This is a genomic window from Actinoplanes utahensis (genome assembly GCF_016862455.1).
In the GTDB taxonomy this organism is placed as follows: domain Bacteria; phylum Actinomycetota; class Actinomycetes; order Mycobacteriales; family Micromonosporaceae; genus Actinoplanes; species Actinoplanes utahensis.
Window position 1 is genome coordinate 45,130 of the sequence record NZ_BOMZ01000012.1, and the last position, 22,507, is coordinate 67,636.

19 protein-coding genes and 2 pseudogenes are annotated in these 22,507 nt (G+C 71.3%); 10 read left to right on the forward strand and 11 right to left on the reverse strand.

Annotated features, from left to right (window positions below; genetic code table 11):
- Positions 1 to 15: 15 nt before the first annotated feature.
- Both Aut01nite_RS03175 and Aut01nite_RS03180 read right to left on the reverse strand, forming a co-directional pair.
- Positions 16 to 951 carry a tRNA (adenine-N1)-methyltransferase gene (locus Aut01nite_RS03175; protein WP_043533672.1) on the reverse strand — a complete coding sequence of 312 codons (936 nt, stop codon included), beginning with the start codon at positions 949 to 951 and terminating at the stop codon, positions 16 to 18.
- Between the two features lie 21 nt (positions 952 to 972).
- Positions 973 to 2,127 carry a M50 family metallopeptidase gene (locus Aut01nite_RS03180; RefSeq protein ID WP_373871437.1) on the reverse strand — a complete coding sequence of 385 codons (1,155 nt, stop codon included), beginning with the start codon at positions 2,125 to 2,127 and terminating at the stop codon, positions 973 to 975.
- A 173-nt stretch (positions 2,128 to 2,300) separates the two neighbouring features.
- On the opposite strand from Aut01nite_RS03180, the pseudogene Aut01nite_RS44730 reads away from it, so the two are divergent.
- From Aut01nite_RS44730 to Aut01nite_RS43200, 3 genes and pseudogenes are all read left to right on the forward strand, one after another.
- A pseudogene (locus tag Aut01nite_RS44730) lies at positions 2,301 to 2,648 on the forward strand (RecB family exonuclease); the annotation flags it as partial.
- A 324-nt stretch (positions 2,649 to 2,972) separates the two neighbouring features.
- Positions 2,973 to 3,563, forward strand: a pseudogene (locus Aut01nite_RS43195) (RecB family exonuclease); the annotation flags it as partial.
- Between the two features lie 1,203 nt (positions 3,564 to 4,766).
- Positions 4,767 to 5,372 carry a LuxR C-terminal-related transcriptional regulator gene (locus tag Aut01nite_RS43200; RefSeq protein WP_236643216.1) on the forward strand — a complete coding sequence of 202 codons (606 nt, stop codon included), beginning with the start codon at positions 4,767 to 4,769 and terminating at the stop codon, positions 5,370 to 5,372.
- A 216-nt stretch (positions 5,373 to 5,588) separates the two neighbouring features.
- Here the strand turns inward: Aut01nite_RS43200 and Aut01nite_RS03195 are convergent, their stop codons facing one another.
- Both Aut01nite_RS03195 and Aut01nite_RS03200 read right to left on the reverse strand, forming a co-directional pair.
- Positions 5,589 to 6,266: an HAD family hydrolase gene (locus Aut01nite_RS03195; RefSeq protein ID WP_043533671.1), complete on the reverse strand. Its 678-nt coding sequence runs from the start codon at positions 6,264 to 6,266 to the stop codon at positions 5,589 to 5,591.
- A gap of 53 nt (positions 6,267 to 6,319) precedes the next feature.
- A complete protein-coding gene (locus Aut01nite_RS03200; protein ID WP_043533670.1) occupies positions 6,320 to 7,030 on the reverse strand; it encodes a neutral zinc metallopeptidase in 711 nt (236 codons plus the stop codon).
- Between the two features lie 197 nt (positions 7,031 to 7,227).
- Between Aut01nite_RS03200 and Aut01nite_RS03205 the strand changes: the two genes are divergently transcribed.
- Positions 7,228 to 8,004 carry an ABC transporter ATP-binding protein gene (locus Aut01nite_RS03205; protein ID WP_043533669.1) on the forward strand — a complete coding sequence of 259 codons (777 nt, stop codon included), beginning with the start codon at positions 7,228 to 7,230 and terminating at the stop codon, positions 8,002 to 8,004.
- A complete protein-coding gene (locus tag Aut01nite_RS03210) occupies positions 8,004 to 10,538 on the forward strand; it encodes an ABC transporter permease (RefSeq protein WP_043533668.1) in 2,535 nt (844 codons plus the stop codon). Before Aut01nite_RS03205 ends, Aut01nite_RS03210 begins: the two co-directional genes overlap by 1 nt.
- 1,403 nt (positions 10,539 to 11,941) lie before the next feature.
- On the opposite strand, the gene Aut01nite_RS03215 is transcribed toward Aut01nite_RS03210, so the two are convergent.
- Positions 11,942 to 12,496 (reverse strand): hypothetical protein, encoded by a 555-nt coding sequence (locus Aut01nite_RS03215; protein WP_043533667.1) that lies wholly within the window; start codon positions 12,494 to 12,496, stop codon positions 11,942 to 11,944.
- Positions 12,497 to 12,619: 123 nt separating this feature from the next.
- On the opposite strand from Aut01nite_RS03215, the gene Aut01nite_RS03220 reads away from it, so the two are divergent.
- Entirely contained in the window at positions 12,620 to 13,489 is an 870-nt protein-coding gene (locus Aut01nite_RS03220) for a PAC2 family protein (protein ID WP_043533666.1), read from the forward strand.
- A gap of 40 nt (positions 13,490 to 13,529) precedes the next feature.
- On the opposite strand, the gene Aut01nite_RS03225 is transcribed toward Aut01nite_RS03220, so the two are convergent.
- Positions 13,530 to 13,721: a DUF397 domain-containing protein gene (locus tag Aut01nite_RS03225; RefSeq protein WP_043533802.1), complete on the reverse strand. Its 192-nt coding sequence runs from the start codon at positions 13,719 to 13,721 to the stop codon at positions 13,530 to 13,532.
- A 33-nt stretch (positions 13,722 to 13,754) separates the two neighbouring features.
- Positions 13,755 to 14,675: a helix-turn-helix domain-containing protein gene (locus tag Aut01nite_RS03230; protein ID WP_084000202.1), complete on the reverse strand. Its 921-nt coding sequence runs from the start codon at positions 14,673 to 14,675 to the stop codon at positions 13,755 to 13,757.
- A 396-nt stretch (positions 14,676 to 15,071) separates the two neighbouring features.
- On the opposite strand from Aut01nite_RS03230, the gene Aut01nite_RS03235 reads away from it, so the two are divergent.
- Positions 15,072 to 15,863 (forward strand): GntR family transcriptional regulator, encoded by a 792-nt coding sequence (locus Aut01nite_RS03235; protein WP_043533665.1) that lies wholly within the window; start codon positions 15,072 to 15,074, stop codon positions 15,861 to 15,863.
- Positions 15,864 to 15,899: 36 nt separating this feature from the next.
- On the opposite strand, the gene Aut01nite_RS03240 is transcribed toward Aut01nite_RS03235, so the two are convergent.
- A complete protein-coding gene (locus tag Aut01nite_RS03240; RefSeq protein ID WP_043533800.1) occupies positions 15,900 to 17,249 on the reverse strand; it encodes an alpha/beta fold hydrolase in 1,350 nt (449 codons plus the stop codon).
- 111 nt (positions 17,250 to 17,360) lie between these two features.
- Here Aut01nite_RS03240 and Aut01nite_RS03245 point away from each other — a divergent pair, with 111 nt between their 5' ends.
- Both Aut01nite_RS03245 and Aut01nite_RS03250 read left to right on the forward strand, forming a co-directional pair.
- Positions 17,361 to 18,524, forward strand: a complete 1,164-nt coding sequence (locus Aut01nite_RS03245) for a sensor histidine kinase (protein ID WP_043533664.1) — start codon at positions 17,361 to 17,363, stop codon at positions 18,522 to 18,524.
- Complete coding sequence (locus Aut01nite_RS03250; protein ID WP_043533663.1) at positions 18,512 to 19,192, forward strand: response regulator transcription factor; 681 nt, start codon at positions 18,512 to 18,514, stop codon at positions 19,190 to 19,192. The genes Aut01nite_RS03245 and Aut01nite_RS03250 overlap by 13 nt, the downstream gene beginning before the upstream one ends.
- A gap of 43 nt (positions 19,193 to 19,235) precedes the next feature.
- Here Aut01nite_RS03250 and Aut01nite_RS03255 read toward each other — a convergent pair whose 3' ends face one another.
- The 3 genes from Aut01nite_RS03255 to Aut01nite_RS03265 all read right to left on the reverse strand — a co-directional run bounded on the left by Aut01nite_RS03255 (position 19,236) and on the right by Aut01nite_RS03265 (position 21,634).
- On the reverse strand, positions 19,236 to 20,339 hold the full coding sequence (locus tag Aut01nite_RS03255) for an HTTM domain-containing protein (protein WP_084000200.1): 1,104 nt from the start codon (positions 20,337 to 20,339) through the stop codon (positions 19,236 to 19,238).
- Positions 20,329 to 21,036, reverse strand: a complete 708-nt coding sequence (locus Aut01nite_RS03260) for a DUF5819 family protein (protein WP_152629146.1) — start codon at positions 21,034 to 21,036, stop codon at positions 20,329 to 20,331. The genes Aut01nite_RS03255 and Aut01nite_RS03260 overlap by 11 nt, the downstream gene beginning before the upstream one ends.
- 223 nt (positions 21,037 to 21,259) lie before the next feature.
- Positions 21,260 to 21,634 carry a thiol-disulfide oxidoreductase DCC family protein gene (locus Aut01nite_RS03265; RefSeq protein WP_043533661.1) on the reverse strand — a complete coding sequence of 125 codons (375 nt, stop codon included), beginning with the start codon at positions 21,632 to 21,634 and terminating at the stop codon, positions 21,260 to 21,262.
- Between the two features lie 491 nt (positions 21,635 to 22,125).
- On the opposite strand from Aut01nite_RS03265, the gene Aut01nite_RS03270 reads away from it, so the two are divergent.
- Positions 22,126 to 22,507: hypothetical protein (locus Aut01nite_RS03270; RefSeq protein ID WP_373871439.1), on the forward strand; the 382-nt coding region annotated here is incomplete at its 3' end.

Consider the following 22,507-nt stretch of genomic DNA (forward strand, 5'->3'; position numbering starts at 1 on the left):
CTCCAAAGGCGAGCGTCACTCCCCGGTGGTCTCCGTCTGCTGGGCGGCGAGCGCGGCCTGGGTGGCCTTGCGGGCGGCGTACGCCTCCGCGCCCTTGCTCGGCTTGCGGCGCCGTGGCGGCGCGGTGACGCCCGGGGCCAGCTTGCGAGCCGACACCAGGAAGGCGGTGTGCGCGATCATCCGGTGGTCCGGGCGGACCGCGAGACCGTCGGCGTGCCAGTCGCGGACCAGCGACTCCCAGGCCCGCGGCTCGGTCCAGCCGCCCCGCTCGCGCAGCGCCTCGACCAGCTCCGACAGCTGCGGGGTGGTCGCCACGTAACCGATGAACACACCGCCCGGGATGAGCGACCGCTCGACCATGTCGAGGGCCTCCCACGGGGTCAGCATGTCCAGGACGATCCGGTCGAAACCGGTGATCTCGTTGCCCGCGACGTCACCGTTGTGCAGGTGCCAGGCCGGGTGCGGGCCGCCGAAGAACGCCTCCACGTTCTTGCGGGCGATCGCCGCGAAGTCATCGCGCAGCTCGTAGCTGTGCACCTCGCCGGAGCTGCCCACGGCCCGCAGCAGCGAGCAGGTCAGCGCGCCCGAGCCGGCGCCCGCCTCGAGGACCTTCGCCCCGGGGAACACGTCACCCATCGCGACGATCTGCGCCGCGTCCTTCGGATAGATCACCTGCGCGCCGCGCGGCATCGACAGCACGTAGTCGGACAGCAGCGGGCGCAGCGCCAGGTACGCGGTGCCGCTCGCGGCGGTGATGACACTGCCGTCGGGCAGGCCGATCAGCTCGTCGTGCGACATCGCGCCACGATGGGTGTGGAACGCCTTGCCGGGTTCCAGCACGATCGTATGCATCCGGCCCTTCGGGTCGGTGAGCTGGACGCGGTCGCCCGCCCGGAACGGCCCGCGGTGCGCGGGGACGTCGTCGACGACGGTGGCTGGGGTTGTGGTCACGGATCTTCTCTCAGGAGGCTGTCAATTCCGGCTGGCCCGCCGCGGTTCCAGCACGGCGGCCACATCGGCGACCCGCAGGACGCCCACGACATCCTCGCCTGCGGTCACCAGGTACTGCGCACCCGGGTGGGCCTGCAGGGCGCGGATCACCTGCTCACCGGTCAATCCCAGCGGCAGCGCGGTCAGCGCGTCCCGGGACCGGGCCACGCTCTCCACGCTCACCCAGGGCCGCCGGTCGACCGGAATCCGCTCGGCGGCGACCGGATCGACCAGCGCGGTGAGGCTACCCGCCGAGTCCGCCACCGCCAGCACCACGTCCGGCCTCGGGTCCTCGGCCCGGCGCCGCTGCGCCTCCCCCAGCGGCGTCCCCGCCGGCACCGCCAGCACCGGCCGGGTCAGCGCGCCCAGATCGATCAGCGGGAACCGCCCCGTCATCCGGCCCAACCGGATCGACTGCCCCGCCCCCTGCCACAGCGTCAACACCACCAGCAGCACGAACGCCAGCCCCAGCACCGTGATCACCCCGAGCTGGTAGAGCATCGTGGTCAGCGCCGCGGTCAGCACCGCCAGCACCCGGCCCGCCCAGCCGGCCACCACCGTCGCCCGGTTCCGGTCCTTCAGCACCGCCCACAGCAGCGCCCGCAACGCCCGGCCGCCGTCCAGCGGCAACCCCGGCAGCACGTTGAAGACCGCCACCAGCACGTTGCTCAACGCCAGCTGGAACGCGATCTCGCCGGGCACCGTGCGGTCCGGCAACGCCAGCGCGGCCGCCGTGGCGACCCCGCCCAGCAGCAGCGACACGGCCGGCCCGGCCAGCGACACCAGCGCGTCCACCCGCGGGGCTGGTGCGTCCCGGTCCATCTCGGTCCAGCCGCTGAGCAGCTCCAGAGTGATCCGGCGCACGCCGATGCCACAGCGCCGGGCGGTCAGCGCGTGACCGAGCTCGTGCAACAGCACCGAGCCGATCAGACAGACCACGAAACCCAGGCCCACCAGGTACGCCCACGGCTGCGCCAGGCCCAGCTGCTCCCGGGCGTAATTGCCGTACACCACCGTGACCAGCACCGCGAGCAGCAGCATCGAGGCGCTCGCATGCACCGGGATGCCGGCCACGTGCCCGACCGGCCGGCCGGCTCCCGGCGGCGGCGGACCCTGCGGGGTGCGGCTCTGCTCCACGCGATCGATGCTACGGACACGCCCGCGCCGGACCCACCCCGCGTTTTTCGTCGTACCCCTGGCCTAGCCTCTGATGCATGACGGCGCTCTCTCCCATGGCGGCCCAGCCGGTCTCCCCGCCCCCGCAGCCCGGCGACCCGGACCGGTCCGGCGCCGGCACCGCCGTTCCCGCCGGGCGCGGGCGGCGCCCCGAGCGGCCGACCGGGCCCTCGCTCTCCCCGTCGCGGGCCGCCGACTTCAAGACCTGCCCGTTGCTGTTCCGCTTCCGCACCGTCGACAAACTGCCCGAGGAGCCGTCGGCCGACCAGGTCCGCGGCACCCTCGTCCACGCGGTGCTGGAGCGCCTGTTCGACCTGCCCGCCACCGAGCGCACCCCGGAGGCCGCGGCCGCGCTGGTCGCCCCCGAGTGGGACCGGCTGCTCGCCGAGGAGCCCGGCCTGGCCGCCATCTTCGCCAAGGAGCCACCAGTCAGGGGCCGCCGCGCCCCCGCCTCGGACACATCCGCGGGCGCCGCCTCCGCGGCTCCCGCACCCGGCGCCGGCACCTCGAACCTCGCGCCGGACGCTGTCGCCTCCGCTTCCACGATCGATGTCGCCTCTTCGGCACTCGCGCATGACATCGCCGCCCCCGCCACCGCGCATGATGCCGCCGTCTCGGCCGGCACCGCCTCCTCGGTCCCCGTGCCCGGCGCCGCCTCCTGGGTCCCCGTGCCCGGCGCCGCCTCCTCGGTCCCCGTGCCCGGCGCGCCGATGCGGGATCCGGCCGCTGTCGCGGCGGAGGCCGACGCGACCGGCCAGATCGCGCTGGTCGACGTTCCGGAGGGCACGGCCGAGGTGGCCCGGATCGCCGCGTTTCTGGCCGGTGCCCGCGACCTGCTCGACGGCTACTTCGCCGTCGAGGATCCCCAGCGCCTCGAACCGGCCGAGCGGGAGACCCTGATCTCCACGACGATCGGCGACGAGCTGCTGATCCGCGGTTACATCGACCGGCTCGACGTCTCCCCCGCCGGCGACCTGCGGGTGGTCGACTACAAGACCGGCGGCGCGCCACGGGAGGCGTTCGAGGGCCGGGCGCTGTTCCAGCTCAAGTTCTACGCCCTGGTGCTGTGGCGCACCCGCGGTGTCGTCCCCCGGGCGCTGCGCCTGCTCTACCTCAAGGACGCCGAGGCTCTCGACTACAGCCCCGAGGCGGGTGAGCTGGAGCGTTTCGAGCGCACCCTGATCGCCCTCTCCCAGGCCATCGAGCGGGCCAAACGCGACCAGGACTTCCGCCCCAAACCGAGCCGTCTGTGCGGCTGGTGCAGCCATCAGGCGCTGTGCCCGGAGTTCGGCGGCACCCCACCGCCCTACCCGGAACTGCTCACCGTGAGCAGCCCCACCGGAGATCCCGAACCCGACCGGGTCGGCACCCACCTGCGGGACGACCCCCTTGGCTGACCACGACACCACCCGCCCCGGCCGCCCAGGCGCCTCGTCCGGGCCTGGCGTCCACGACGCGCCTGCGCCTCCGAGCCGCCTCCGCGGGCCTGGCGTCCATGACGCGCCTGCGCCTCCAAGCCGCCTCCGCGATCCCGCCCGGCCCGGCCGCGCCGGCCCATCCACGTGGCCCGGCCGCCCAGGCGCCTCGTCCGGGCCTGGCGTCCACGACGCGCCTGCGCCTCCGGGCCGCCTCCGCGATCCCGCCCGGTCCGGCCGTCCCGGCCCATCCGCATGGGCCGGCCGCCCCGGCTCACCCGCACAGGTCCTTGCTGGTTCTCAGTGCTGTCTCGACCGGCGCGAGACAGCACTGAGAACCAGCCGACCTGGCTCGTCCGCCCGGCCCGGTCGGCTGCACCTACTCGGCCGGTCCGGCACCGTGCGGAGACGGCATCGGTGCTGCGGACCGGGACCGGTGGCATGACCAGACCGATCCGGGTTCTGCTGGCGGACTCGGCGCCGCTTCAACGGGCCGGTCTCCGCGCGGTTCTCACCGCGTCGAACACCGCGTCGAACGCCGCGGGCGCACTTTCGTCGCCCGCACTTCCGTCACCCGAACGGGCGGCACCCGGCCAGGCAGCGCCCCGGCCCGATGTCCCCGAGCCGGCCTCCGGAACGCCACGACACGATTCGTCAGTTCCACCATCCGGGAAGGCAACGGGAGGTCCGCCGGCTTCGATGTCGGGGAAGCCACGGGGGAATGCCTCGGCTTCTGCTCCTGGGAGGTCAGGGCGGAATGCCTCGGCTCCCGCTCCCGGCGAGTCAGGGTGGAAACCGTCGACTCCACCGTCCGGGGAGGCAGCGGCCGATGTTCAGACGCTCCGAGGCGGAGATTCCCGGCAAGGCCGTCCTGCCTCGGCGCCGGGGCAGAACCATCAGGACTCGGCCTCGGGGCAAGGCCGTCCCGGCCCACCGCCGGGCGATCCCCCAGCAGCCCACCCGGTGCCGGGTCTCTCAGGTTCGGCTCACCCGGCATCCGGTACCCCGCGATCGGCCCGCACCGGACCGGGTATCCCAGGATCAGCCAGCACTGGGCCGGGTGTCCCAGGATCGGCCCGGCCGGCAGCCGCCGATCTGCGAGCCGCGGATCCGGCACCGGGTGAGAGCCGTGCGGGGGGACCCGGATCCGGCAGTCCGATCGCGGGCGAGGGCCCACCCGACTGGGTGAACGGCGAGCCGGCGGAGATCGTCGTGGCCGGGGAGGCCGGGGACGGTGTGGAGGCGGTCGATCTGGCTCGGCGGCTGCTGCCGGACGTGCTGATCACCGATGTCACGCTGCCGCGGTTGGACGGCCTGGCGGCTGCCCGGGCGATCACCGCGACCCGGCTGGGGGTACGGATCCTCGTGCTCACCGACCGCGACAGTGACGACGAGGTGGTGGCCGCCGTCGCCGCCGGAGCCACCGGCTATCTCTGCAAGGACGCGCCCCACGATGAGCTGGTCGCCGCCGTCCGGGCCGTCGCCGCCGGCGGTGCGGTGATCACCCCGACGGTGTTGGCGCGGGTGCTGAGCCGGGTCACCGGCGCGCTGCCGACGAGCCCGGCCGAGACCGCCGCCACCCGTCTGGCCCCGCTGACCGGGCGGGAACGAGAGGTGTTGGTCCACGTCGCTCGCGGCCGTTCGAACGCCGAGATCGCCGAGACGCTCGGCGTCAGCGAGACCACGGTCAAGACCCACGTCGGGCACGTGCTGACGAAGCTGCGCCTGCGCGACCGTACTCAAGCGGTGGTCCTGGCCTACGAGACCGGCCTGGTCCGCCCGCGTTCCTGACGCCCGAAGCCCCGCCTCCCCGTCCCGATCGTCCTTTCCTCTGCACACACCGTCCGGCGAGGGCTTCCGCAACCGCGCAGCCGGCATCCGCAGATCCGGAGCGCCGCTGGGCCGGGGATATGGAGCGCCGCAGGGCCGGGGATATGGAGGGCTAGGGCTCAGGAGAACCGGAGGCGGGGCCGCGCGCCGGACCTCCGGAAGACAGCCGGACGGGATTCAGGAGGCGGGGGACGAGGCGGTCAGGAGGGTGGCGAGGAAAGCCGGGTCGACACCGGTGAGGGTGTCGCGCAGGTGGACGCCGTCGACCGGGGCCAGTTCCAGCTCGGCCGGGACGGCGAGGACGGCTGCTCCCGCGGCGGACGCGCTGGCCACGCCGCTAGGGGAGTCTTCGATGGCGACGCAGGCGGTGATCGGCACGCCGAGCAGGGCGGCGGCGGTGACGTACGGCTCGGGGTCGGGTTTGGGACGTTTCACCTCGTCGCCGCAGACGACGACGTCGAAATTCTCCGCGCCGAGGGTCTTCAGTGCCACCTCGACGAGGCTGCGGCCGGTGGAGGTGACCAGCGCTGTCGGAATCCCGGCATCGCGGACCGCGAGCAGCAACTCCATCGCGCCGGGACGCCAGACGAGGCCTTCGGCGAAGAGCTCACGCACCCGCGCGGACAGCCACCGCACGTCCGGCTCCTCGGGACGGCCGGGCTGTCCCAGGTCGTCGCGGAAGATCTGCATGCTGGTGGCCATGCTGGTGCCGACCATGGCGAGCCGGGCCGGGTCGGACAGGACGCCGCCGGCATGGACGGCGAGTTCGGCCAGGGCGATGCCCCAGATCCGTTCGCTGTCGACGAGCGTCCCGTCCATGTCGAAGAGCACGGCGGCCGGATAGGCGGAAGTCACCGCCCCATTCTGGCCGCCCCGGGGGCCCCGGCCGATCGATTGTGACGGCCCCCTCAGACCCCGCAGGCGTCGAGGGACTTCTGGTAGCCGTCGGCGAAGGACTGGAACCGCTGCGCAGGCGTGCCGTGCGCACCCGGCGCGAACCACGGCTGCCCGGGGTCGTCGCCGACAGCGGCAAGACCGTCGGCGAGCTCCTGGGTGTCGTCGTCCTGCATGGTGAGGACGCCCTGGCGGGCCTTGTCGCCGATGAACGCCCCGGCCATGCAGTCGGCCTGCAGCTCCTGCTGGATGGTGAACTCCTTGCGGATGCCGAGCCGGGCCTGGATGGCATGCGCGTACTCATGGCCGAGCAGGTAGAACACGAACGAGTCGCCGATCTGCTGGAACGCGGCGAACGCCCAGTTCACGTCGTAGGCGATGAAGTCCCCGGCGGAACAGTAGACGGCGTTGTTGCGGGGCAGCGGCTGCCCGGCGCATTCCACTTCACCGTCCCGCTCGTACGGAATCACCTGCCGCACCGGCTGGAATCCGCTGCCGAGCCGGCCCGACCAGTACTGCTCGGCGATGAACGTCGAGTCCCGGATGTCGGACGCGAACTCCTCAGGCGTGTCGGTGCCGTCCGGGTCGGTGGAGGGGGTCGGGCTGGTCTTCGCCGTCCGGTTCGGTGTCGGCGGGCTCTCCGGCCCGGGCGCCACCGGCATGCAGCCGGCCAGCAGCGGGAGGACGGTGAGAAGAGCCAGGAGCGGTGCCGGTCGAACGCGCATGCGGTCCTCCAGGGCGGGGCTTCCACGTTAGACGGCGCCATCGAGTTCCGCCGTTCCTCAGGGGCTCCCCTGAGGACCTCCTGGGTGCCACCCCCGAGGAAATCTCCGCGTCGGCCTCCACCGCCGGGCGGAGGCAGACCGCCCCATCCGCCGAAACACTGAGGCGGACGCAATCGAGTCCACAGGGGGAGAAGACGGTGGCAGTGACGAAGGCCGGCGAGCCGGTAGCCGCGCGCGCGGAGGAGATCTGGAAGGTCTACGGCTCGGGCGAGGCCCGTGTGGTAGCGCTCCGCGGGGTCAGCGCCGAGTTCGGCCGGGGCCGGTTCACGGCCATCATGGGGCCGTCCGGCAGCGGCAAGTCGACATTGATGCACTGCCTCGCCGGTCTGGACACGATCGACAAGGGCACCGTGCACGTCGGCGGCACGGAGGTCAGCCGGCTGGGTGACAAGGCGCTGACGCGTCTGCGCCGCGACCGGATCGGGTTCATCTTCCAGCAGTTCAACCTGCTGCCGACGCTGAGCGCGGCGGAGAACATCCGGCTGCCGCTGGACATCGCCGGGCGCAAGGCGAATCCGCAGTGGTGGGACACCGTGATCGCCACGGTCGGCCTGGCCGACCGGCTCGGGCACCGTCCCAGTCAGCTGTCCGGCGGCCAGCAGCAGCGGGTGGCGTGCGCGCGGGCGCTGATGGGCCGCCCCGACGTGATCTTCGCGGACGAGCCGACCGGCAACCTGGACTCCCGGTCCGGCGCCGAGGTGCTGTCGTTCCTGCGGTCCAGTGTGCGCGAGCACGGGCAGACGATCGTGATGGTCACCCACGACCCGGTGGCGGCGAGCTACGCCGACCGGGTGGTCTTCCTCGCCGACGGCTCGATCGTCGACGAGCTGGCCGACCCGACCGCCGACACCGTGCTGGACACGATGAAACGTCTGGACACCCCGGACGTCCCGGCCGCCCCGGTGATGCTCTGATGATCCGCGCGACACTGAAGAGCCTGCTCGCCCGCAAACTGCGGCTGGTGCTGTCCGGCCTGGCGGTGATCCTCGGGGTGATGTTCGTGTCCGGGGCGCTGGTGCTCACCGACACGCTCAACCGCACCTTCGATTCGATCTTCGCCGACGCCTACGCCTCGACCGACGTCTCGGTCGCTGCGAAGCCCAAGGTCGAGATCTCGGAGATGGACGGCGAGGAGGTCGCCGCGACGCTTCCGGCCTCCGTCGTGCGGACGGTGCAGACCCAGCCGGGGGTACGGTCGGCGACCGGCCGCGTCGACGCCGACGGGGCCCGCGTGATCGGCGCCGACGGCAAGGTCCTCACCTCGTTCGGCCCGCCCCGGATGGGCTCCAACTGGACCGGCACCGACGAGATCATGCAGATGCGATCCGGCCGTGGCCCGGAGACGCCCGGCGAGATCGCCATGAACGCGGCCACCGCCGAACTCGCCGGCTATCGGGTCGGCGACCAGGTGCCGGTCCTCACACAGCAGCCGAAACGCGTGTTCACGCTGGTCGGCATCTGGGGTTACACCGGTGGCCGGGACAGCGTCAGCGGTGTGCAGGAGGTCGCCTTCACCACGCCTGTCGCGCAGGAGCTGATGCTCGGCGCGAAGGACGTGTTCACGTCGGTGACCGTCCAGACCGCCGACGGCGTCAGCCCGGAGGAGGTACGCGACCGGCTCGCCCCGCTGCTCGGCGACGGCTACCAGGTGCGGACCGGGGAGCAGCTGGCCGCCGACAGCGCCGCCGGCCTGAAGGAGGGCATCTCCTTCTTCAACCAGATCCTGCTCGGCTTCGCCGGGGTGGCGCTGTTCGTCGGCATCTTCCTCATCCTCAACACGTTCTCGATCGTGGTCGCCCAGCGCACCCGGGAACTGGCCCTGCTACGGGCGATGGGCGCGAGCCGCGGCCAGGTGATCAACTCGGTGCTGGTGGAGGCGGTCATCGTGGGCCTGCTCGCGGCGGTCCTCGGCCTGGCCGCCGGGATCGGCGCCGGTGCCGGGCTGGGCGCGCTGTTCAGCAGCATGGGCGGCGGGATGGACCTGGCCCCGATCGGGGTTCCGCTGTCCGCCGTGATCAGCGCGTTCACGGTCGGTGTCCTGGTCACCGTGGTGGCCGCGGTGCTGCCCGCGCTGCGCGCCTCCCGGATCTCCCCGATCGCCGCGATGCAGGACGTCGCCACCCCGGACCGCCCGCTCACCGGCATCACGGTGGTCGGCTCGCTGGTCACCGCGGCCGGGGCGGCCGCCCTCGGCGCCGGCCTGTTCGTCGCGTCCGGTGATTCGGTGCTGTGGCTGATCCTCGGCGGGGTGCTCGTCACGTTCATCGGCGTCGCCCTGCTCACCCCGCTGATCAGCCGTCCGGTGGTGTCGCTGCTGGGCCGGCTGTTCGCCTGGTCGGTGCCGGGCCGGCTGGGCCGGCTCAACTCGGGCCGCAACCCACGCCGGACCGCCATCACCGCCGCCGCCCTGATGGTCGGCATCGCCCTGGTCACCGGTGTCACCGTGGTGATGGACTCGGCGAAGGCCAGCCTCAAGTCGGAGGTGGCGAGCGTCCTCAAGGCCCAGATCCTGATCAACGGCGATCAGGACACCGCGCAGGCGCCGACGTTCGACCCGGCGATCCTGACGAGAACCGAGGCGATCCCGGGTGTCCGGGCGGCCGCCGGGATGCACACCGACATGGCGAAGGTCGGCGCCGACGTGTCGTACGTGGTGGCGACCCCGGACCTGTCCCGGCTGGCGGAGGCCTACGGCACGACCGCGGCCACGCTCACGCCCGGCCAGCTCGCGGTGAGCGACACCGAGGCGACGGAGCGGGGCTGGCAGACCGGCGCCCGGGTTCCGGTGCAGACGTCCCGCGGCGAGCCTCGCACCTACACGGTGGCCGCGATCTATCCGGAGAACAGCCTGCCGGGCCGGATCATCCTGCCCGCCGCGGCGATCCCGGGCTTCGGCGCCACCGGACCGGTCATGGGCTTCGTGCGCCTCGACGACGGGGTCGCCGTCTCGGCGGTCCTGCCGCAGATCAAGACGCTGCTCGCGGACAGTCCCGAGTTCAGCGCCATCGACCAGCAGACCTTCGTCGACGAGCAGGCCGCCCAGTTCGACCAGATCATCATGATGATCCAGATCCTGCTGGGCCTGGCCATCCTGATCGCGGTGCTGGGCGTGGTCAACACCCTGGCCCTGTCCGTCCTGGAACGCACCCGCGAACTCGGCCTGCTCCGCGCCATCGGCCTGGGCCGCGCCCAGACCATGCGCATGATCACCGTCGAGGCCGTGGTGATCGCCGTCTTCGGCGCACTGCTCGGCGTCGTCGTGGGCGCCGGCATGGGCAGCGCGGTCACCCGGGCCCTGGAGAACGACGGCATCACCCAACTCGTCCTCCCCTGGACCCGGATGGCCACCTACCTGGCCCTGGCCGCCCTGGTCGGCATCTTCGCCGCGGTCCTTCCCGCCATCCGCGCCGCCCGCCTCAACATCCTGAACGCCATCGCCCACGACTAACCCACCACCGATCCGGCCCCGGCTCCCGGCCGGGGCGGATCGGTGGCGCCAGGCAGACCACTGGCGGCCCGTCCCGAATGCCCGCGACAGCCGTCGAATCCCGCCTGGCTCCCGCACTGCGCACGGGTCGCGGTTCACGTCACCACCCTGGAACCGCGATCTTGTACGCCGTGAATCGCCCTTCGCCAACCCCGGCCCGTCCCGTGTCTCCCACGCGAGGTAGCTCCGGGCGCAGGCCGCAACGCGGCCACCGGGCCGAATGCGACGGTCACCGCCAACCCGTCAAAGCCGTATGCCAGCCCTGTGCCCAGCCCGCGAGGCAGTTCAGACCGGCGACTCGCGAACAGCGGTAACCGGAACCCCACCACCTGCCGTACCCCGGTTCGCTGATACGGCGGAACCGTTCGGCCAGCGGCGTATCGAGCTCGGCGGTACACGAGGTCCGCCCGAACGCCTCAGCTACCCCGACACGGCCCTGCCCACCGCGCCAGCCCGCGCCGCACATCACCACGATCCGCGCGCCACCGGCTGCGTGGAAACCTGCGGCCCAGCCCGCGCCGCACATCACCACGCGGTCCTTGGCCGGCTGGCGCCTGCTGACCGGCGACTCTCATCCACCTGTTGGCCAGCGGTCAGGCCCAGCCAACCGGCGGACCTGGGGCTGTCCGCACAGCGGCGGATCTTCCCGGCTGGCTCTCAGTGCTGTCTCCCGCTGGTTGAGAGAGCGGTGACGACCAACTGGCCGATTCCCCGCCCCCTGTCGAACGTGGAGACTGCTGGGCTTGACCCATCTTGACGGACAGGGTCGATTCCAGGTCCCCTGATCTTGGATGTCCGTCAAAACGGGGCAGGCCCATGCGCTGTCCGCGCCACCACGCGCTCACCAGCTCCAACCCAGCGGACGAAAAGCCGCCGGCCCGCGACGGAGACACCCCTTGCGCGCGAGATCCAGTGAGTTTCGGGCGAACCGATTCACCACGACCTCACAAGATCGACAACCGGCGGGCGAGCAATCGGCCAGCCGGATCAGCAGTGAGAGCCAGCCAGAAGTAACCCCGGTGGCCGGCTTGCCCGCGAGGCCATCAGACAGTCCCGGGACCAGGACCAGGACCAGGACCAGGACCAGAAGCGGAACCGGGACCGGGAGCGGGACCGGGAGCGGGACCGGGAGCGGGACCGGGAGCGGGAGCGGTGGGAATGCCGGTTGACGGCCGGTGGGTGGGAGGGGCCGTCGAGGGCGGGTGGGATGGGGTAGCCGTTCGGGCCGCATTCGGCCCGGTGGCCGCGCTGCGGCCCGGAGCGAGCAGCCACCTCGCGCGGGGGTCACGGGACGGGCCGATCCGGCGGGAGCGGGGCACGGCGTACCGAAGAGTGGGGTGGAGAGATCTGACCGTGACCGGCCGTCAGACCTTGCTCGGGACGCGGCGGTGCAGTTCGGCGAGGAGGACCTCGGGGCCGGGGGACATCAGGCCGACGTCGATCACGTAGGCGGTCTCGCCGCCGCGGCGGCGCACGCGAGGGGGCCCGCCGCGCCCGGGCAGCGCTGTCGCGTAGTCCCCGGCGATCGGGGTGATCACCAGTTCGGTGAACGGGCCGCGGCCGTGCAGGGCCACCGCGGCGATGCCGGACCAGGGCAGGTGGACCGGGCGGCGGCCGGTCGCGGCGAAGTCGAGGCCGTGCACGGAGGTGTGCAGCCAGCCGAGACGGCGCCAGACGACGAGCAGGACGACGGCGGCGACGACGGCCGGCACGACGAGTGTGAACTCGGCGAAGATCACGATGTCGGCGGGGCGCGGGCGGTAGCCGCCGGCCATCCGGATGAGCAGGGTGATCAGCAGCATGGGCAGCCAGGCGGCGGCCAGGACCCAGAGCGCCGTCACGTAGAACATGCCGCGCGCCTGGAAGAAGCTGACGGTGTCGTCGGTGGGTCCGAGTACCTGGTCAACATGGTCAGCCATAAGGGCATTATGCACGGATAAAAGCGACTTGGTGGCGGTTATCGACGACGATGGGCGTCGATTCGTCCGGTACCGGGCGCGGCCGCCGGGTGTGTTCCGGCACCCGCACGTAGGCTGTGTGCCATGACTGAGTTCGACGGCCTTCCGCTGCTCCGCTCCCCCGTGGCCATCGCCGCCTTCGAGGGCTGGAACGACGCCGCGGACGCTTCGACCGCGGCCGTGGAACACCTCGAGCAGGTGTGGGAGGCTCGGGAGATCACCAGCATCGATCCGGAGGACTTCTACGACTTCCAGGTCAGCCGCCCCACCATCACGATGGCCGAGGGCGAGACCCGGAAGATCGAGTGGCCGACCACCCGGTTCACCGTGGCCAGCCCGCCCGGCGCCGACCGGGACGTGGTGCTGATCCGGGGCATCGAGCCGAGCATGCGCTGGCGCACCTTCTGCGAGTCGGTGCTGGAGATCTGCCACAGCCTCGAGGTCAACCGGATCGTGCTGCTCGGGGCGTTGCTGGCCGATGTCCCCTACACCCGGCCGCTGCCGATCAGCGGCACCGCCCGTGACAAGGAGACCGCCGAGCGCTACAAGGTCGTCCCGACCCGCTACGACGGCCCGACCGGCATCGTCGGGGTGTTGCAGGAGGCGGCGACCCGCGCCGAACTGGACGCGCTGTCGTTCTGGGTGCACGTGCCGCACTACGCCAACAACCCGCCCTGCCCCAAGGCGACGTTGTCGCTGCTCAGCCGGATCGAGGACGTGCTGGACCTGCCGGTGCCGATGGCCGACCTGGCCGAGCAGGCCGACGAGTGGGAGAAGCGTGTCCGGGTCGCCGCGGAACAGGACGCGGAGCTCGGCGAGTATGTGCGCGAGCTCGAGGAACGCGTCGGGGACGCGGGGATCCAGCCGCTGACCGGTGACGAGATCGCCAGCGAGTTCGAGAAGTACCTGCGCCGCCGCGGCGGCTCGGCCGGCCCGACCGCCGGCTCCTGGTGACGTGCGGCGGCGGGCGCCTCGGGCGCCCGCCGCCGCAGCTTCAGCGGCTTCTGCCGACCTGCAGGACCAGCTCCTGAAAACCGTCCCACTCGCTGAGTGTGAAGACCAGCGGTGCCTGCTCAGGGTTCTTGCTGTCGCGAAGGGCGACGGCGGCGCCGTCCACGGCGACCTCGACGCACGCGCCGGTCGAGCAGAAGGTGCTTCGCTGCCACCCCGTTGTGGTGTCACGCATGGTGTGTCCTTTCACCGAAAAGTACATTAATCACTACAAGCCGGATTTTCGGGCAATCCTCGCGCGCAAGTCATACGCCCGAGCCAGCACCGTCGCCCGGCTCGCCTCCTCTTCCAGCGCCTCGTGCCAGAAACGCTCGAAGACCTCATGGTGGAATCGGACCTCGGCCGGGTCCTCGATCACGTCATCCCGGGTGTACGACTCCCGGTAGAGCACGGCGTCGTCCACGCCGTCGTCCTCGGCGTCGCCCTCGCCGAGGTGCAGCACGCTGAACGAGCCGAACATGCCCATCACCGCGCCGCCGTCCATCGGGATCACGCGGACCCGCACGTTCGGCCGGCGGGAGACCTCGGCCAGGTCCTCGAACTGGGCGGCCATCGTCTCCTGGTCGCCGATCATGCGCCACAGCGCGGACTCGTCGAGGAGCAGCCGGTACTCCGGGGCGCCGTCCCGCTCGATCACCTGCGCGCGCCGCCGCAGGCGCACCTCACGCCGGACCCGGCGGGCGTCCGACTCCAGGTCGAACCCGGACCATGCCAGGGTCGCCTCAGCCGTCGCCGGGGTCTGCAGGTAGCCGGGAACCATGGTCGGCTGGTACTCCCGGATGGTCGCCGCGGCCAGTTCGAACTGGAGCAACTGCACCAGTCCCGGCGGCAGGTGGCTGCGATGCTCGGGGTCCGTCCAGTACCGCTCGCGCCGGGCGATGCGGGCGTCCTCCAGGAGCCCGGCGACCCGGTCGGCGTCGGTCACCCGATAGAGGGTCAGGGCGGCGCGCAGGTCGGTGGCCGAGATGTTGACCTCGCCCAGCTCGATGCGCTGGATCTTCGACATGGACCAGCCGAGGGTCTTGGCGACGTCGCTCTGACTGTGACCAGTGCGCTCCCGCGCCGCACGCAAGGCCAGCCGCACCCGCCGTCGCGAGACCGCGGGTAGCTCCTCGCGCGCAGCCGACATCCAGTCCCCAGACCCTCAAAAGCCGCGAATCAACCACGAATGCGACGTGGCAGACAGCCGTGCAGCTCACGGCCGTGCCGAGAATACCGCAGGCCGGATGACCACCGGCCCCGCGCCTCCAAGGAGCGAACGAAACCGTCGGCGACAGGGGGGACAGTGGTCACCGAACGTGGCTCATCAAACGAGATGGCGTCCAGTTGCCGCTGGACGCCACCTCTTGTTCACCCCTACCCCTCCTCACGTGACCTCAGTATGGGGCGCAATCGCCCGTACCCGCCAGGCCCCTGTCTGCCTTATAGCTGATAAGCGAATTCATCCATCGTCGTCAGGCGTGTCGCGCGTGCCGATCGACGTCTCGCAGCGCATCCTAGGAACCTAGCTGGAAGGGGACGATCCATGAGCATCAACCCGGGCGCCGCCGAGTTCCCGCATCGGCAGATCGCGGCCCAGCTGCGGGAACGTATCCGGCGTGGGGACTGGCAGCCGGGCGAGCGGCTGCCCTCCATCCCCGCCATGGCGGAGATGTTCGGCGTGGCGAAGCAGACCGTGCAACGCACCGTCGACCAGCTGCGGGTCGAGGGCATCCTGATCACCAAACCCGGATCCGGTACGTACGTCCGGGGCACCCGCCGCCGCCTCAACCGGCTCTCCCGCGGCCGCTACGGAGTCCACCGCGGCTATCACGCCGACCTGGCCGCCCGCTACCGCCAGCAGCTCACCGGCGTCGGCCGGGAGGCGGCGCCGCCCGAGGTGGCCGACGCGTTCGGGGTCCGGGACGGCACGGAGATGCTGGTCCGGCGCCATGTGGTGCGCACCGACGACGCCACCGTCGAGGTCGGCGCGTCCTGGTTCCGGGTGACCGACGCGAGCGGCACCTCCCTGGAACGGCACGAGCCCTTCGGCCGGCCCCTCTACCAGGAGGCCGAGGAGGTGCTCAGCCGCCGCTACACGTCCGCCACCGACACCATCAGCGCCCGGCAGCCGAGCCGGGAGGAGGCCGAGATCCTGCAGATCCGGCCGGACACCCCGGTCCTGCATCTGCTGCATGTCGCTTTCGACGAGACCCGCAAGCCGATCGAGGTGGCGCAGGCCACCTGGCCGGGTCCGATGACCACGCTGACCGAGGAGTACCGGATCCCGGCGCCGGCCCCGGACCCCGACCCGGATCCGGGGCTCGCGCTCGCCTGAGAAGCAGGTCCTGTGTGGCGGACCCACCACACAGGGCTAGGCCAGCAGCTCGGTCAGGGTGCTGACGAAACGGTCCGGGTCCTCGGACATCGGGTGGTGGCCGGCCGCCGGGAAGGTCACCAGCCGCTTGTCCGGGGACTCCAGGGCCGCGTACCAGGCGGCGAACGGCTCGGCCAGACCGCGCATCTCCCGGCCGCCCTGCACGAAGTACGCCGGGACGGCCAGCGCCGGCACCTCCCGGCGCAGGTCGGTGTCCTGCATCCTCGGGTAGAGGGCGTCCCAGGTGTCGAGCATCCGGGTCATCGTGTGCGCCTTGGCGAGCAGCGTGTACTCGCCGGCGCCGATGTCAACGGGCGCGCCGGCCACCCCGTACGCCTCCGCGGCATGGAGATGGAAAGGCTCGTAGTCGTAGGCGTCGTCCCACGGCGGCGGTCCCTGCCGTTCCAGCTGCGCCACGACCTCGCTCCGGCCGCCCGACCGCGCCCAGGCCAGGACGTCGGTGTAGAAGATCCGGTCACTGGCGCGCAGGTCCACGGCCTGGCCGGTGCCGACGTAGGCGCGGTACCGCTCCGGATGCCGCTGCACGGCCAGCACCGCCGGGATCGACCCGCCCGAATGGCCGACGAGCGTGATCCGGTCCTGGCCGAACCGTTTCCGCAGGTGATCGGTGACCGTCAGGACGTCGGCCGTCTCGCTGTCCACGGTGAGTTCCGGGGCACGGCCCTCGGCACCGCGCCGGTCCATGGTGGCCACCACGAATCGGCGCTCCAGGGCGGCCAGCCGGCCGCGCATCGTCCCGGTCGCCGAACCGCCGGGTGGGCCGGGCACGTAGAGCAGCAACGGCAGCGACGGCGAGGCGCCCCGGATCATCACACCCAGGCCGCCGACGTGCGCGAGCTCGGCGACCCCGCCGGAGATCGGCTCGGTCCGGGCCGGCACGGCGGCCGCCACGGCGAAGGCCACGGTCACCACCGTCGCCAGGCCGAGCGCGATCCGCCCGGTGACCCGCCGCCATCGCCGGGCCGCCGGGCGGCGGTGCGCGAAGGCGGCGGCCACCGCCATCGGCAGCAGGGACAGCAGCGCGTGCACGCCACGGCCGGTGACCAGGACGAGGATGCCCATGATGCTCGGGTGCGGGGCGTCCACGGACGGGCCGGTGGCGGTGGCGCGAGCGAGTTCGAAGACCACGGCGAACGTCAGAGGGGCGCCGATGATCGCCCAGCGTGATCGGGTCGTCCAGCCGGCCAGGAAGCCGGCGCCGGCGCTGACGGCGACCGACCACAGCGCCTCCGCGCCGGTCAGCGGGCCACGGGGCGTCCAGGAGGCGGCGATCAGTCCCCAGCCGGCGGCGAGCAGGAACGCGCCGATCTTGGCGTAAGTCGTCATGCCCCGGAACGATGCCGCGTCCGGGCGGTGATCCACATCGGTCCGTGGCAGGGCCGGAGCCGATACTTTGGTAGGTGTCGGGTGACTATGGTTTCTTCTAGGCTTGCGGCCATGCTCTTCGCGCTGCTGGTGCCCGATCCGGGCGGCGCCCGGGCCGCGACACGGGACCGGGTGGCCGACACCGTCGCCGTCGTCGCCGCCCTCTTCTACGGCACGGTGATGATGGTGCTCGGCGACGCGACCCGGCCGGGCGCGATCCTGCCGTGGCAGGCCGATCTGGCGGCGGGCGTGGCGTGCGCCGCGGCCCTGCTGCTGCGCCGGCGCCATCCGCTCGCCGTCGCCGCCGCGCTGCTGCCGTTCGGCGCGGTGTCGGTGACCGCGACCGGGCCGATCATCGTGGCCCTGTTCACCGTCGCGATCCGGCAGCGGCCACCGCTGCTGCTCCTGCTCGGCACGATCAACGTCGCCACCGGCGGCCTCTACTTCGTGCTGCACGACGACCCGGCCTACGGGATCTGGATGGACCTGGTCATGCGCACCCTGACCAGCGTGGCGGCGCTCGGGTGGGGGCTGTTCGTGCAGGCGTACCGGCGCCTGACGACCTCGCTGCGCGAGCACGCCGCCCGCCTCGAGTCCGAGCAGCACCTGCGCGAGGACCGGGCCCGGCTCACCGAGCGCGCCCGCATCGCCCGCGAGATGCACGACGTGCTGGCCCACCGGATGTCGCTGATCACGCTGCACGCGGGCGCGCTCGAGGTGCGGCCGGACGCTTCGGCCGAGGAGCTGACGATCGCCGCCGGCGCGATCCGCAGCAGCGCGCGCGAGGCTCTGGAGGAGCTGCGCTCGGTGGTCGGTGTCCCGAGCGGGCGGCCGGAGCCGCCGCAGCCCGGCCTGGCCGACATGACCGATCTGATCGTCAGCGCGCGGGCCGCCGGGATGACCGTCGACTACGTCAACGGCATCCCCGCCGAGGAGCCACCACCGCAGCTCGGCCGCACGGCCTACCGGATCGTCCAGGAGGGGCTGACCAACGCGCGCAAACACGGATCGGGGCGGGGCGCGTCGGTGCGGCTGTCCGGCGAGGCCGGCCGGGTTCTGCGCATCACGATCATCAACCCCTTCTGCGGTACGGGGGGAGCACGGTCCACCGGTCACCCCGGCGGGCAGGGGCTGGTCGGCATCGGTGAACGGGTCGCGCTCGCGGGCGGGCGGGTCAGCCACCGCGCCGCCCACGGCGAGTTCCGCCTCGAGGCCGAGCTGCCATGGCCGTCGTGAGCGCGGCGCCGCAGCGGCCCATCAGGCTGGTGATCGTGGATGACGATCCGCTGGTGCGGGCCGGGTTGCGGATCCTGGTCGGCGGGTCGCCGGACATCGAGGTGGTCGCGGAGGCCGGTGACGGGGAGGAGGCGGTGACGGCGGCCGGGGCGCACTGGCCGGACATCATCCTGATGGACATCCGGATGCCGCGGGTGGACGGGCTGATGGCGACCCGCCGCATCCGCAGCCGGCCGAACGCTCCGCAGGTGATCGTGCTGACCACCTTCGACGCCGACGACTATGTGCTGGAGGCGCTGCGCGGCGGGGCGGCCGGCTTCCTGCTCAAGGACACGCCGCCGCGGGAGATCCTGGAGGCGGTCCGCGCGGTCGCGGCGGGAGCGGCGACCCTCTCCCCCACGGTCATCCGCCGGCTGATCGATCACGTCGCCGATCCGCAGGCCGGGGCACGCCGGGCTCGCGCCCGGACCCGGCTGGCCACCCTCACCGACCGGGAACGCGAGGTCGCCGTCCTGGTCGGTCACGGCCGGTCGAACGCCGAGATCGCCGCCGGCCTCGGCATGGGCGTCCCGACGGTGAAAGGCCATGTCTCCCGGCTGCTGAGCAAGCTGGACCTGAACAACCGGGTCCAGATCGCCCTCCTCGTCCACGACGCCGAACTGCTGTGACGCGACAGCCGTTCCTCCCGGCTGCGGGACGCGACGGATCGGTTCAAGACATGTTCAGCGCCGGGGCCCCGGCGCCACGCCGGCGGGGATGCCGGACCCGGTGCCAGATGCGGGGCAGAGACCGGAAGAACCGGTCGGGCAGGAACACCGCATCCGCGAGGATCATCACGCTGGAGAAGAACGGCAGGCCCATCAGCACGCCGATGCCCAGATGCATGCCGCACAGGATCGCCAGAACGACGTACTTCAACTTGCTGAACAGACTGAACGGGAAGGCCACCTGCGCCAGCACCGTGAGGTAGGTGGCGACGGCGATCACGAGGGGCTGACTGTCCACGAACTGCGACAACGCGGGCCACACCTGGAACGACTGCAGATCGAGGGAGTAGGCCAGGGCGGTGCCGTCGCTCCATGCCTCGCCCTGGACCTTGTAGAGGCCCGCGGCGCCATAGACGATGCACATCTGCGCCATCATGACGAGCATGGCGCAGTTGTGCAGGACCGTGACCGTGAACCGGCGGAGGACACGGACCTGTGCACGGATACTCCGAGGATCCTCGGTGGCCGGCCGGCTCTCGTCCCCACGGTTCCGGACGGGGCGACGCCTGAGTCTGCGAGCGTCCAGGGACCAACGCCGACCGCAGGCGGTGAAGGCGAGGTAGACGACCATGAGATACAACAGCTTGTCCCCGGCGTTGCTGATCGGCAGATTGCGGGCATGGAACGAGCCCACCACGATCGCGAACACGATGGAGACGGCCCTGGTCCGCCAGCCCAGCATGAACAGCACGGCCAGGACGAAGGCCACGACGTAGACGGCCTCGAAATACAGCCGGCTGTCGGAGAGAGTGAGAAGGCGGAACCGCTCGGCCAGGCCGGACGTCTCGAGCGCCATGGCGGGCGTCCACGGCGCCTCCGGCCCCCAGATCTGGTGGCGGTACGGGAATTCGCGCACCAGGAGGACCAGGAAGAGCAGTCCGTACCCGATGCGCAGGAACGCGGCGGCGTACAGGGACAGCGGTCGTTCGGTGAGAAGGCGATACGCCTCGGCGGAACGGTTTCTCCACTGCCGCTTCACCGTCCCGCGCGGTGGTGTCTCCGTCGCGTCCGGCTCACGAACCGGGCGGTGACTCTGGTCAATTGCCATCGGGCGTCACATTCCACCAGGGCAGGAGCCTGGTACCTCGATCCTTCGGGTCGGGCTCGACCCTCTTGTCCGCGGACGACGGCCTCACCGGCTGCGTGACGACCCACAGCCGGATCGCCTGGAAGGGGTGCGGACTGAGGGGGGTGACCCGTTGTACGGCGATGTTGCGAAGGCACTTCGCCCAGACGGCCGCCTGATCGCTGCGAGGCTCGTCGTCGCCGTCGTGCGTTTTCCGGTATTGGCTCCAAGCGGAGCGCAACATGCGCTGCGCCGTCCGGCTGGGGTAAGGCTGGTGCGTGACGCCGGCTCTATCCGTGGCGCTGATGTCGAACCAGTCGCTCACCTGACGTTCACCGGAGGCGGTCACCCAGCCCGTCCTCGCGAAGATCTGCGTGTTCACACCGCCCGGGTTCGGCGCGAAGAGCCCCCAACCCTGCTGGAAGAACGGACGGACCCACACATTCATCGGCTGCTCGAAGCGTTCCGATATCGGATTCGAAGGCGCCACGTACAGAAAGACCAGCACCATGTGAATCAGCGCCGTGCCCACACACAGCGCCGCGACGGCGCCCTTGCACGCGCGTAACGCTCGCAGCGGTTCGGCCGGCGTGGCATGACCGGAAGTCCCTACGCCGGGAGCCGTGCCGCCGGAGGCTTCCCCTTCCGCCTCGGCGAGCTCCCCGTTCCTTTGCCGCACCCCGGATCCGCCTTCCTTTTCATCGGTTCCCGTTCGCCCACGCGTGCACGACGTGACAGCAACGAGGCTTCCGAACGTGATGACCCGACCAGGCAAACTGATTCATCATTCTCAATCGAAAAGAACGAACTATTGAGAATTCCTCATCGAGCACCTCGGTTCTACCCCATATGCCGGCCGTGCGGCGGGGTTTCGCCGATCAGACCACCACGCGGCGACGTGGCTATTCGCACCGAGCCTGCGGGAGTGCGCACGCGGGTGTACCACCGGGCATCAGATGGCGATGTTCCGCCACCCACCGGTAGACCGGCCGGGCCACGAGCCGCATCGGACCCCACTGCAGCGCGACGCCCGCCACCTGCCACATCCGGCCGGCGTCCCGCAACAGGAGAGCGATCGCGTCGGCGCCGCTCGCGGTCACGTCACCCACCCATTGCACCGCCTTCTCGCACTGCTCAACGGTCAGACCCAAGGCCTCGAGGTCGGCGAACTGCCACGGGACCAGCCGGGCCCGGGAGGGAATCCTGCGCTCGACGAACGCAACGCAGGTAGCGCAGAACGAGCAGTCACCGTCATAGACGAAGGTCGGCACCGCCATGATCCTCTTTCCCTGATGCTGCGGGACATGCCACTTCGCTCAGCACGGGCGCACCACCCACACACAGCTCACGACGGATCCAGCCGGCCACACGCCAACCAAGATCAAGATCTTATCAGCGGTTTCATACCTTTTGTAGGTGACTTCGGAACACTCCACCACGGACGGCCCACTCACCACGGATCCTGGAAGCCCTACACGTCGGCGACCTCCCAGATCAGCGAGGTTGACACCAGACGTCTAGGCCAGTGGCAATCGGCCTTACGGTCAGGTTCGGAGGAAAGCCGTAGATTGCGCCGAGCCCCGTGGTGAGCTTCGCGAGTCATGGCAATTATTCCCGAAAAAGGTATGACATGAGGAACCCTAAACGCACCGCTCGGGCGATCGCCAAAATCGCTTCCCTCGGCTTGCTCATCGGTATGTCAATTCCCGGTAACGCTACGGCTCAGGCGTCACCAGTTACATTCCCGTCGACGGCGGTATCCCCCGTCATGGCGGAGGTGCAGCAGTGGGGCATCGACGACGAATACGTCATCGGATACTTCAAGCAGAAAGACGACTGCAAGAAATCCGGCTGGTACGGCAAGAAGATCGGCGCCTGGACCGCCTTCGCTTGTTACCAGGCGATCGTGCCCGACTACGGCACGGTCTGGGTACTCGAGGTCGCGGAGGACTACTGGATCTGGGACGAATGGACCGGCTGGCCCTCGGCATGGCCTTATGCCCCGGACTACCTGATCCACGTTCACTTCTACGTCGACCACGACGGGCATCACCCCGGCGACGGCGAGGATGACGGTGACAGTGACGCGGACGCCGACGCCGACGCGGACGCGGACGCAGACGCAGATGCCGACGCAGACGCCGACGCAG